The 11,948-nt window shown below is 65.3% G+C and carries 10 protein-coding genes; 7 read left to right on the top strand and 3 right to left on the bottom strand.

All coding sequences use genetic code 11. The features are described 5' to 3' along the window. Window positions 1–108 precede the first annotated feature (108 nt). The 4 genes from DCM80_RS09470 to DCM80_RS09455 all read left to right on the top strand — a co-directional run bounded on the left by DCM80_RS09470 (window position 109) and on the right by DCM80_RS09455 (window position 3,870). Entirely contained in the window at window positions 109–1,194 is a 1,086-nt protein-coding gene (locus tag DCM80_RS09470) for a cytochrome-c peroxidase (protein ID WP_257196724.1), read from the top strand. Between the two features lie 22 nt (window positions 1,195–1,216). Continuing rightward, window positions 1,217–1,537 (top strand): plastocyanin/azurin family copper-binding protein, encoded by a 321-nt coding sequence (locus DCM80_RS09465; RefSeq protein ID WP_257196723.1) that lies wholly within the window; start codon window positions 1,217–1,219, stop codon window positions 1,535–1,537. Window positions 1,538–1,560: 23 nt separating this feature from the next. Continuing rightward, on the top strand, window positions 1,561–3,222 hold the full coding sequence (locus tag DCM80_RS09460; RefSeq protein ID WP_257196722.1) for a methyl-accepting chemotaxis protein: 1,662 nt from the start codon (window positions 1,561–1,563) through the stop codon (window positions 3,220–3,222). A 354-nt stretch (window positions 3,223–3,576) separates the two neighbouring features. Then, window positions 3,577–3,870 carry a DUF718 domain-containing protein gene (locus DCM80_RS09455; RefSeq protein WP_257196721.1) on the top strand — a complete coding sequence of 98 codons (294 nt, stop codon included), beginning with the start codon at window positions 3,577–3,579 and terminating at the stop codon, window positions 3,868–3,870. Between the two features lie 10 nt (window positions 3,871–3,880). Here the strand turns inward: DCM80_RS09455 and DCM80_RS09450 are convergent, their stop codons facing one another. Then, a complete protein-coding gene (locus DCM80_RS09450; protein ID WP_257196720.1) occupies window positions 3,881–5,902 on the bottom strand; it encodes a YgiQ family radical SAM protein in 2,022 nt (673 codons plus the stop codon). A gap of 105 nt (window positions 5,903–6,007) precedes the next feature. Between DCM80_RS09450 and DCM80_RS09445 the strand changes: the two genes are divergently transcribed. After that, window positions 6,008–6,238, top strand: coding sequence for a hypothetical protein (locus tag DCM80_RS09445; RefSeq protein WP_257196719.1), 231 nt, complete (start codon window positions 6,008–6,010; stop codon window positions 6,236–6,238). Between the two features lie 6 nt (window positions 6,239–6,244). Here DCM80_RS09445 and DCM80_RS09440 read toward each other — a convergent pair whose 3' ends face one another. Further along, on the bottom strand, window positions 6,245–6,925 hold the full coding sequence (locus DCM80_RS09440) for a GntR family transcriptional regulator (RefSeq protein ID WP_257197914.1): 681 nt from the start codon (window positions 6,923–6,925) through the stop codon (window positions 6,245–6,247). A 9-nt stretch (window positions 6,926–6,934) separates the two neighbouring features. Continuing rightward, window positions 6,935–8,347: an FAD-binding oxidoreductase gene (locus tag DCM80_RS09435; RefSeq protein WP_257196718.1), complete on the bottom strand. Its 1,413-nt coding sequence runs from the start codon at window positions 8,345–8,347 to the stop codon at window positions 6,935–6,937. Between the two features lie 179 nt (window positions 8,348–8,526). On the opposite strand from DCM80_RS09435, the gene DCM80_RS09430 reads away from it, so the two are divergent. Both DCM80_RS09430 and DCM80_RS09425 read left to right on the top strand, forming a co-directional pair. After that, window positions 8,527–9,411 carry a dihydrodipicolinate synthase family protein gene (locus DCM80_RS09430; protein ID WP_257196717.1) on the top strand — a complete coding sequence of 295 codons (885 nt, stop codon included), beginning with the start codon at window positions 8,527–8,529 and terminating at the stop codon, window positions 9,409–9,411. Window positions 9,412–9,623: 212 nt separating this feature from the next. After that, window positions 9,624–11,948, top strand: a complete 2,325-nt coding sequence (locus DCM80_RS09425) for a TonB-dependent siderophore receptor (RefSeq protein WP_257196716.1) — start codon at window positions 9,624–9,626, stop codon at window positions 11,946–11,948.

Below are 11,948 nucleotides of genomic sequence, written 5' to 3'. Positions count from 1 at the left end.
GGCTGAGAAAGCTTAGCTTAACGTTTTGCCCGCAATTTGGGCATGTTGCTTAAACGTTTAGCACGCCGAAGCTTTTCGATGTCGAATGACATCCTCCGGGGATAATGCATGTCGAAGTCCGGCCTCTCCCATGCGGCGCTTCTCGCGGCGGCGATCGCCTCCACAGCTTCAAGTCTCGTCGGTTTCAGCAACGTCGGTTTCGGCGCCGCAGTTGTCGGCGAGAGCCGCAAGGTCGAGATCACCCAGAACGCTCAGAGCGGCCTGGACGCGCTGAAAGCTCAATACCGCCGGCCGTCGACGATTCCGTTCCCCAAGGAAAATCCCTACACGCCTGAGAAGGCGGCGCTGGGCAAGAAGCTCTATTTCGACACGCGCCTGTCGGTGACGTCGGCGCAATCATGTGCGAGCTGCCATAGCCCGGGCTTCGGCTGGGGGGATGGACTTGCAGTCGGCGTCGGTCACGGCATGGTCAATCTGGGCCGTCATTCGCCGACCATCATCAATGCCGCCTGGAGCGCGATCTTCATGTGGGATGGGCGACTGCCGACCCTGGAAGAGCAGGCCCTTGGTCCGATTCAGGCAGCGGGAGAGATGAACATGAAGCTCGACCAGCTCATGGAACGGCTTGCCGCGATTCCCGAATACAAGCCGATGTTCGAGGCGGCGTTCCCCCGCGAGGGTATGAAGCCGAGCACGCTTGCCCAAGCGATTGCCACCTATGAGCGCACGGTGGTCTCCGAGCGCGCGCCGTTCGACGCCTGGATCGAGGGCGACGAGAAGGCGATCTCCGCGGACGCCAAGCGCGGCTTCGAGCTGTTCAACGGCAAGGCGCAATGCGCCGCCTGTCACGAAGGCTGGAACTTCACCAACGAAGGCTTCCAGGACATCGGCCTGCCGAGCAAGGACGTCGGTCGCGGCGAATTTCTGCCTGCCGTGATCAAGATGCAGCACGCCTTCAAGACACCTGGCTTGCGTGAGATCGATCGCCGCAGCCCGTTCATGCATGACGGCTCGCTGGCGACGCTCGAGCAGGTGATCGATCATTACGACCATGCCGGAGTGGACCGGCCGAGCCGGTCGGATCTGATGCGGCCCCTCGGATTGACGGCGCAGGAGAAGGCCGACCTCGTCGCATTCCTCAAGACCCTGACCAGCGAACTCGGCCCCACTGCCGTGCCGGTCCTGCCTCGTTAGCATTTCACTCAAAGGATAGCCCATGCGCACCCTCGTCCTGTTCACTGGAGTCATCATCTGCGGCTTGTCGGCGGGCGCTTTCGCCGCAACCGAGGTGATCCATCAGCGAGGCCGACTGTTTTCGACCGAAACGATCTCGGTCAAGAAGGGCGGAGCGGTCACGTTTCTCAACGACGACACCGTGCCGCACAACATCATGTCGGCCAGTAAGGGCAACGAATTCAACCTCGGGTCTCAGACGCCGGGGACCTCGACGGACGTCACCTTCAAGGAAGCCGGCGACGTGCAGGTGATCTGCGCGATCCATCCGCGCATGAAGATGACGGTCAAGGTGACCGACTAGCACCGCCTGGGCACCGGAGATTGATGATGTCGATACGTTACAAGATTTTCGGTGCCTTCAGCGTCGTGGTTCTGCTCGCCTGCGCCATCGCATTCTACGGCATCCGGGCCATCGGCAATGCCGGCGACACCGTGGTCCGGCTCTATGACGGCCCGCTCATGGGCATCAACCATGCACGTTCTGCACATGCCGCGCTGCACGAGGCGCGCCTGGTGCTCCAGCGTAGCCTCGTCGCAGGCGCCTCGAGCGGCATGGTCGAAAAGTTTGAGAAACTGGTGCGCAGCAGCTTTGACGATCTCGGCGTGGTGCGCGATCGAGCGCCATCACCGCCCGTCGCGGCCGCGCGCGAAAAGGTCGAGAGCGAGCTAAAGGATTGGTCGGTCGCTGCCCTGAAGATCCTCAAGCCGTCTCCCGGAGGCGTGAACGAAATCCCGACCAGCTTTTTGCTCGCTCAACAGGGCGACAAGCTGATGACTTCGATCGACGATCTGGTCGAGCTCGTCGCCGCCTATGGTTATGAATTCCGCACGGCCGCAGAGGCCGCGGTGCAGCAGGCCCGCACGACGATGCTTTCGGTCGCCGTGGGGACGGTAGCGATCGGATTGATCATCGCATTGGCGTTCTCCTACTCCATGAGCCGGCCGATTTCGGCGGCGGTGCGCATCGCGGAGCGCGTTGCGGCCGGCAATCTCACGGACGACATCTCGGTGCGTCGTCGCGACGAGCTCGGCCGTCTCTTGACGTCTCTCGCCGTCATGCAGACCAGCCTCAAGGCTCGCGCCGACGAGGATCTCGCTCTGATTGCGGCCAAGGACCAAAGCAGCGCCGAGCAGACCGGTCGCCGTCAGCGCCTCGAATCCGAGATCGATGCCTTCCGCTCCGCCTTCGGGGCGGTGCTGAGCAATACCGATCGCATGACCGGCGAGCTCACGGATACGGCGCAGAACCTCGCCTCCACCGCGCGCACCGCCGGACTGCAGTCGAGCCAGGCCGCCTCGACGGCTCAGGAGACCTCCGCCAGCGTGCAGACCGTCGCGAGCGCCGCCAGCCAGCTCGGCGCCTCCGTTCAGGCGATTACGTCGCAACTGGCCGACGCCGCGGCCATCGTGCAGCGTGCCTCTTCGATGGCCGAAGCCGCCAATGAGACCATCGGCAGGCTGGCCACCGCGGCACAGCAGATCGACGAGGTCGTCGGGTTCATTCGGACCATCGCGGGGCAGACCAACCTCCTGGCGCTCAACGCCACGATCGAGGCGGCACGCGCCGGCGAGGCGGGCCGCGGCTTTGCCGTGGTGGCCTCGGAGGTGAAAGCTCTCGCCACCCAGACGGCGAAGGCGACCGAGGAGATCTCGTCGCAGATCACCGACGTGCAGTCCGCCACACGCCAGGCCGTCGAGAATGTCGGCGCCATTGCGCTCATTATTGGGGACATCGACCGCTTCACCGGGCGCATCGCTGCCGCCGTCGAACAGCAGAACGCCGCGGCCGGCGAGATCTCGCGAAATATCGGCCAGGCGGCGAACGGCACGGCCGTGGTCGCGCGCAGCATTGCCGGCACGGCTGAGGCGACGGACAACGCCAATCGCTCCGCGGACCTCGTCCTCGCCACCGCGCATGACTTCTCCAATCAGGCGGTCCAGCTCAGGGCTTCGGTCGATCGCTTCCTCGCCAACGTGGCGGCCTGAGCGAGGCGGCCGCGAGCGGCGAATGGAGAGGGCGCCTCTCCATCCGGGAGTGTGCATGATGTCACCCTGCGCCTGCTTTGCCCGACGCAGCAACGTGCTCATCGCCGGGAATCAATCGCTTTGCGCACGCCCTAAGTCATTGATCCTGCTCACCCCGTCTACTGTGCATGGGGTTGTTTTCGAAATTTTTGTCCTGGCTGGCCTGAACCATTGCAAGCGGCCCGGCATGCCGATTTGTCACGGTGACGGCCCGACGCGCGAGGCGCAACATTCGATCGGGGCGACGTCATGGACTTTTCGTCCTGTCCCTCACACGGCGCCCGTTTTCATCCATCCATTTTTCGGAGGCGCGTCATGCAGGTTTACAACGTGGTGAAGTTCAAGGTGAAGCAGGGCGAGGCGGCCGCCTTTCTCGACGCGCATCGCAACGGCAAGGCCAAATGGCCCGGCCTCGAGCATGGCGTCATCATCAAGACCGGAGACCAGACCTTTTGCCTCATCGGCACGTGGTCCAGCCAGGATGCGCTGGTCGCCGCGCGATCGGCGATGATCAAGACCCTCGACAGCTTCAGGTCCGTGCTCGAGGACCAGGGTAATGGACGCGGCGTGACCGATGCCGTGTCGGGCGAGGTCGTGCTGGCTCTCTAAGAGCCAGCCGCTACTTCATCACCCGCAGGCCCTTGGTCGTGAACTTCTGCGTCCTGCCGCTGGGGCGCACCGGTCGCCGCGTGCCCGCGGCCTTGCCGGTGCCGGGCGGCTGGTGCGCAGGCACGAGCTGGTGCGGCTGCGAGCCGATCAGGTCGCGGCGGCCCATCTCGATCAGGGCCTCGCGCAGCACCGGCCAATTGTCGGGATCGTGGTAGCGCAGGAAGGCCTTGTGCAGGCGGCGCTGGCGCAGGCCCTTGATGGCCTCGACCTTGTCGCTGCCGCCGTGGCGCACGCCGCGCAGGGGATTGACGCCGGTGTGGTACATCGCCGTCGCCGTCGCCATCGGCGAGGGCAGGAAGGTCTGCACCTGGTCGGCGCGATAGCGGTTCTTCTTCAGCCAGAGCGCGAGGTTCATCATGTCCTCGTCGGTCGTGCCCGGATGCGCCGCGATGAAATAGGGGATCAGGTAATATTTCTTGCCGGCGCGCTCGGCCGCCTCGTCGAACATCCGCTTGAACTTGTCGTAGGCACCGATGCCCGGCTTCATCATCTTGTCGAGCGGGCCGCGCTCGGTGTGCTCAGGCGCGATCTTGAGATAGCCGCCGACGTGATGGGTGACGAGCTCCTTGATGTATTCGGGGCTCTCCACCGCGAGGTCGTAGCGCACGCCGGAGGCGACCATCACCTTCTTGATGCCGCGGGTCTCGCGCACCTTGCGATAGAGGCGGATGAGGTCGTCATGCGAGGTGTTGAGGTTCGGGCAGATCTCGGGGAAGACGCAGGACGGCCGCCGGCACGCCGCCTCGACCTTGGGGTCCTTGCACGCCATCCGGTACATGTTGGCGGTGGGGCCGCCGATGTCGGAGATCACGCCGGTGAAGCCCGGCGTCTTGTCGCGGATCTTCTCGATCTCGCGCAGAATAGAACCTTCGGAGCGGTTCTGGATGATCCGGCCCTCGTGCTCGGTGATCGAGCAGAAGGTGCAGCCGCCGAAGCAGCCGCGCATGATCGTGACCGAGAACTTGATCATGTCCCAGGCCGGGATCTTCGCCTCGCCATAGGACGGATGCGGCGCGCGCGCGTAAGGAAGGTCGTAGACCGCGTCCATCTCCTCGCTGGTCAGCGGAATCGGCGGCGGGTTGAGCCAGAGGTCGCGGTCGCCATGACGCTGCACCAGCGGCCGCGCATTGCCGGGGTTGCTCTCCCGGTGCAGCACGCGCGAGGCGCGGGCATAGGCTTCCTTGTCCTGCTCGACCTGCTCCAGCGCCGGCAGCCGGATCACCGTCGCGCCGGTCTTTCGTGTTGCGCCCTCGTCGGCGGAATCGAGATCGTCGGCGTGCAGCTCGGTGTAATCCTCCGGCACCTTGCGGAACAGCGCGACGCCTCTAACGTCGTCGAGCGAACGCGGCGCTTCGCCGGCGGCGAGCCGATGCGCCACCTCGACGACGGCGCGCTCGGCATTGCCGTAGAGCAGCAGGTCGGCCTTGGCGTCGGCCAGCACCGAACGGCGCACCTTGTCGGACCAATAATCGTAATGCGCGATCCGGCGCAGCGAGGCCTCGATGCCGCCGAGCACGATCGGGACGTCCTTGAACGCCTCGCGGCAGCGCTGGGCGTAGACGACGGTGCAGCGGTCCGGCCGCTTGCCGCCTTCGCCGCCGGCCGTATAGGCGTCGTCGCTGCGGATGCGGCGGTCCGCGGTGTAGCGGTTGACCATGGAATCCATGTTGCCGCCGGTCACGCCGAAGAACACTTTCGGCTTGCCCAGCGCCTTGAACGGCTCGGCCGAGTGCCAGTCGGGCTGCGAGATGATGCCGACGCGAAAGCCTTGCGCCTCCAGCAGGCGGCCGATGATCGCCATGCCGAAGCTCGGATGGTCGACATAGGCGTCCCCCGTCACCAGCACGATGTCGCAGGCGTCCCAGCCGAGCGCATCCATCTCGGCGCGGCTCATGGGGAGGAACGGCGCCGGCTTGCGCGGCTGGGCCTGGGCCATCAGCGGCTTTGCGGCGGTGGCGATCTGGGTGTCCATGGCGGATACGCATAGGACCCCGGGCTCCCGAATACAACCGACGGAGGCGCGAAAGATCGCGGGTTCCCGGGTCGCCAGGAACCATCCGTCTCCGCGGACATTTGGATGGAGGGTTGCGGCGAGCCCGGCTCGCGCGCGCCCGCGACATCCGCCGGTGGCGATGGGGGAGCTGTGAGCACGGTCATAGAGAACTTGCTGTTGCGGAAGCAGAAGCTCGTGGAACAGCTCGAAAAGGCGCCGTCGGTCGAAGATCGCGACAAAATCGAGCACCAGCTCGAGCAGATCAACACCGCGCTGGATTTCCTCGACAGGCCGGGCTCGAAGGACGCGAAATGATCGCGTTCAATCCGCTTTCGGCGTCTCCACCTTTAGGGCTCTGGCATAGACCACGCCCGAATTGGTGATGTGCGTGGTCATCAATTCCGCGAAGGCAGCGAGCTCGCCGCGCGCGAACAGATCGAGCAGCTTGCGATGCTCGTCGAACGAGGTGCGGGTCCGCACGTCGATCGGCGAGGTCAGGTTGGTGCGGAGCGCGGCGACGCGGCCGGAGACCAGCTGATAGGATTCGGCGAGATAGCGGTTGCCGCAATGGGCGAACAGCGCCTCGTGAAAGGCGGCATCCGCGCGGCCATAGGCGATGTTGTCCTTCGCCGCGACCGCCGGCTCCATCGCCGCGATCGCCTCGGTCATCGCCGCGATTGCACCGTCGCGATCGTGACCATAGGCGAGCTCGGCGGCCTTGGGCTCGAGCGCGATGCGGAAGGTGCAGAGCGCGTTGATGTCGTCCGCGCTCGGGGTGAACACGAAACTGCCGACCTGCGGCCGGATCATGACGAGGCCTTGCGCCTGCAGCTGGCCCATCGCCTCGCGCACCGGCGTGCGGCTGACGCCGAAGGAATTGGCCACCATCTCCTCGGAGATGGCGGCGCCCAACGCGAACTCGCCGTCGATGATCGCCTGGCGCAGCCGCTGCATCACCCGCTGCGACAGCGATTTCGGCGCATCGAGCTTGAGCGAGCGCATCTGCATGCCTCAGATCACCTTGCCGGGATTGAGCAGATGGTCGGGATCGAGCGCCGCCTTCAGCGTCCGCATCAGCGTGATCTCGGCCTCGCTGCGGGCATGGCCCAGCCATTGCTTCTTCAGCGTGCCGATGCCGTGCTCGGCTGAGACGCTGCCGCCCATCTCGCGGACGAGGCCATAGATGATCGCGTCCATCTCGTCCTTCGGCTGCTGCGCGACCGACAGGCCGGTAACCCACGAGACCAGATGCAGATTGCCGTCGCCGATATGGCCGTAATAGACGCTCTCGCAGCCCGTGATGCCATCAGCGAGCGCCGCCTTGCAGCGCGTGACGAACTCGTCCATCCGTGCCACCGCAAGGCCGATATCGTAGGAGATGTGCGGCCCCAGCACCTGGCCGAACTCGGCGCAGATGTCGCGCACGCGCCAGAACGCCTGCGTCTGCGCCAGCGATTGCGCCACGGCGGCATCGGCCAACAGCCCGCGCTCCATCAGCTCCTCGAGCCAGGCCTGGAAGCGCGGCGCGTCGACACTCTCGTCGGTGCCCTGCGCCTCGACCAGCACGTAGAGGCCGTGGCCTGCGGCGACCGGCGGCTTCACGCCGGCGCGATTCGTGATCACGTCCCAATAGTCCGGCCACATCACCTCGAAGGCCGACAGCAGCGGGCCGAGCCCGCTGCGCGCCGCGCCGAGCAGCGCGACCACCGCGGCATAGTCCTTCAGCGCGCAGAGCGCCGCCATGGTCGAGCGCGGCTTCGGGAACAGTCTTAGCACCACGCGGGTGATGATGCCGAGCGTGCCTTCGGAGCCGATGAAGAGGTGCTTGAGGTCGTAGCCGGCGTTGTTCTTCATCAGCTTGTTGAGACCGGTGATGATGGTGCCGTCGGGCAGCACGACCTCGAGCCCGAGCACCAGCTCGCGCGTCATGCCGTAGCGGATCACGCGGTTGCCGCCGGCGTTGGTGGAGAGATTGCCGCCGATCGCGCAGGAGCCGCGCGAGCCGAGATCGAGCGGAAAGAAGAAGCCGGCTTCATCCGCGGCCTTCTGGATCGTCTCCAGCGGCGTGCCCGCTTTCACCGTCATCGTCGCGGAGGCCGCATCGATCTCCTCGATGCCGGTCATGCGCTCCAGCGAAATCGCGACCCAGCCGGTTTCGGGCGAAGCGCCCCGGCACAGTCCGGTCAGTCCGCCCTGCGGCACGAATGGCAGATGGGCCTGACGGCAGGTGGCAATCGCGTCGGCCACGCCTTGCGCGTCGACGGGACGGATCACCGCGAGCGGCGTCTGCGGCAGGCTCGCGCTCCAGTCGTTGCAATTGCGCGCCGGCACGTTGGTGCCGGTCAACACCGCAGCCGCGCCGAGCTTGTCGCGCAGGGCGCCGAGCAATTGCTCGGGTCGCCCGATGGAGCTCACCATGTTCATGCGAGACCTCCTCGGAAGCCGGCCGCGCCACAGGCGCGCCTTCGCGGTGGAAAGGGTTTGCGTATGCCTTGTATGTAAGGTACAAGACGAAAAGTAAAGTAAAAACAACGCCCGATTAGGCCTCGGAAGATCGTTGAAGATCAGCGGCTTAGTTCGGGCTCGAAGCAAAGGGCAGTGTGATGACCGAGGCAATTCGCGGGTTCTGGGTGGCATCGGCGACGCCGCTGGCGGCCGACGGCAGCGTGGATTCGGCAAAGCTCGCAGCTCACGCCAAACAGCTCTTCGGCAAAGGCGTCGATGGCGTCGTGTTGTTCGGCACCACCGGAGAGGGCACCACCTTCAGCGTCGCCGAGCGCATCGCGACCGTGGAGGCGATGCTCAAGGCCGGCGTTGCCGCCGACCGTATCGGGATCGGCGGCGGCTTTCCCGCCTTCTCGGACAGCATCGCTCTCGCACGCGCGGCGCTCGAGCTTGGCCTGCGTCATGTGCTGGTGCTGCCGCCTTACTTCGATCGCAACGTCACGCCTGACGGCATCGAGGATGCCTTCGCCGCGATCATCGACGGCGTCGCCGACGAAAGGCTGCGCACCTATCTCTACCACATTCCGCAGGTGTCGGGCGTCGCGATTCCGACCGGCGTCGCTGCCAGCTTGCGCAAGCGCTACGGCAAGGTGATCGCCGGCCTGAAAGATTCCAGCGGCGACTTCAAGCAATTCCAGGCCTTCCGTGCCGCAGCCCCGGAGCTCGCCATCACCGTCGGCAACGAGGCCGATATCGCCCGCGCGATGGCCGTCGGCGGGGCCGGCACCATCTGCGGCATGGCCAATGTCGTGCCCGAGCTGGTCAAGGCCATGGTCGACGGCAAGGACGTCGAAGCGCGCATGCAGGCCGCGATCGATGTCGTGCTGAAGACGCCGTCGTCCACCGCCGCGCTGAAAGCAATCCTTGCGGCACAGACCGGCGATGCAGCCTGGCTGCGGGTGCGTCCGCCGCTGCGCGCATCATCCGACGGCGCTGCGTTGAAGCGCAAGCTCGACGAGCTGACGGCGCCTGCCATCGCGTGAGACCGCACGAAATCCTGATACGTCGCCGCGAGTTCGCGTGCGACGTGTCGCGGGCCGCCCGACGCCAATTGGAGATTGCCGTTCACTGGCGCCCGTTTCTTAGAACGATTCAATACTAGAGCGATTCAACTCCGCCTGCGGTTCTCTTCGCGCACGGTGGCTGTTAGACGCGCGAGCTTCAATGCCGTGTCTGACCTGGAAGTGAATCGAACGTGCGTGCTCATCCGGATGGCCAACGCGTCAGCAGCCATCGTTACCGTGCCGGCAAGCGCCGGGCAGGTCTTCTCATTGGAGCAGCCGTGCTGCTCGCCGAATGCCACTCCAGCACGACGACCGCGCAGGCGCAATCGGCCCTGCCGCCCGTGACGGTGGAGGCTCCGACACCGCGGTCGAAACCGGCGCGCGCCGCAGATCAATCCTCTCGCCGCACCCAGAGCGCCGCCCGCCGGCGCGATCGCAGCCTGGCACCCGCCGCGCCGACGCTGTCCGAGCGCGCCGCAGCGGACGCCGCGGCGCAGCAGGCCGCCAAGCTCGGTTACCGCGCAATGCCGAGCGCGACGACACTGCGCAGCGGCGCCTCGCCGCTCGATACCTCGCAGACCGTCAACGTCGTGCCAGCGCAGGTGCTGAAAGACCAGTTGCCGCGCAACATCGACGATGCGCTGGTCAACATCAGCGGGATCACCCAGGCCAACACGCTTGCGGGCACGCAGGACGCGGTGATCCGCCGCGGCTTCGGCGACAATCGCGACGGCTCGATCATGCGCAACGGCATGCCGCTGGTGCAGGGCCGCAGTCTCAATCCTGCCGTCGAAAGCGTCGAGGTGCTGAAGGGGCCGGCCTCGCTGCTCTACGGCATCATGGACCCCGGCGGCATCGTCAACACCATCAGCAAGCGGCCGGAGCTCTACCAGCACGGCTCGGTCGCGCTGCTCGGCTCGACCTATGCGAACAACCGCAGCGGCGCCGACGGCACGATCGACGTCACCGGCCCGATCGGTGATCAGGGCCTCGCCTATCGCTTCATCGGCTATGGCGTCAGCGAGGACTATTGGCGCAACTTCGGCCGCCATCGCGAGATGCTGGTGAACCCGTCGCTGGCCTGGTACGGCGATACAACGACGGTGCAGCTCACCTATGAGCACCGCGAGTTCATCACTCCGTTCGACCGCGGCACGGCCTTCGTCAAGGGCGCTCCACTGGCGATCCCGAAGACGCGCCGGCTCGACGAGCCCTTCAACAACATGTGGGGCACGTCCGACCTGGTGCAGGCTTCCGTCGAGCAGAAGCTCGACGACAATTGGAAGGTCACGGCGGCCTACAGCTACAACACCGAGACCTTCAGCGCGAACCAGCTTCGCATCACCGGCGTCAACGCAACGACCGGTGTTGAAACCCGCAGCAACGACGGGACGCGCAACTCGCTGAGCAACGCCAGCTACGGCACCTCCTATCTGCAGGGCGACGTCTGGCTGGGCGGTTTCCGCCACGAGATCCTGTTCGGCGGCGAGGCGCTGTACCGTACGATCGATCGCCACGATTTGATTCGCCAGGCGACACCGAGCTTCAATTTCTACAACCCGGTCTATGGACTGGTCGCGCCGGGCACGACGGTCTCGGCGACCGACAGCGAGCAGACCGACAAGCTCGGCACCCGCAGCTTCTTTGCCCAGGACACGTTTCACCTGACGAATTGGCTGTCCGTGATCGGCGGTGTGCGCTGGATGGAATATGAGCAACTCGCGGGAAAAGGGCGACCCCGTTTCGTCACCGCGACCGATCTTTCGGGCGACAAGGTTCTGCCGCTCGGCGGCGTCATCTTCAAGCTGAACGATCAGCTCTCCTATTACGTGAGCTACACGCAGTCGCTGAAGCCGACGTCGGTCATTCCGCCGTTCACGGCCGGCTTCGTTGTCGATTCCACCATCGCGCCTGAAGCAGGAACGCAGTGGGAGACCGGCCTGAAATTCGACGTCAACAAGCGGCTGTCGGGCACTCTGGCGGTCTACGACATCCAGAAGAAGAACGTGCTGGTGCTGGACGATATCGGCGGCGGCAAGTCTGCGGCGCGCACGACCGGTGCGGCCAGGTCGCGCGGCGTGGAGCTGGACGTGACGGGCAGACTGACCGACGAATGGAGCATGATCGGAAGTTACGGCTATACCGACGCACGGCTGATCGATGATCCCGTCGTCGGCAATGCCAGGCTGTTCAATGTTCCGATGAACACGGCCTCGCTCTATCTCGTCTACGATTTCGGCGACAGGCTCCCCGGACGCCTGCGGCTGGGCGGCGGTGCGCATTATGTCGGCGATCGGGCGGGCGATTCGGCCAACACCTTCTTCATGCCGGCCTATACCGTGGCGGACATTTTTGCGACGTACGACACGAAGATCGATAATCTGCCCGTGACCTATCAGTTCAACGTCAAGAACCTGTTCGACAAGCTCTACTATACGTCCAGCACCGGAAATGCCTTGAACGTCGCCCTCGGCGACGCGCGGCGGGTGTCGCTGTCGGCGACGGTGAAGTTCTAG

It is taken from the genome of Bradyrhizobium sp. WBOS08 (genome assembly GCF_024585125.1).
GTDB classification, from domain to species: domain Bacteria; phylum Pseudomonadota; class Alphaproteobacteria; order Rhizobiales; family Xanthobacteraceae; genus Bradyrhizobium; species Bradyrhizobium japonicum_B.
Note: the sequence above shows the minus strand (reverse complement) of the source record. Positions and strands in the feature narration are given on the sequence as shown.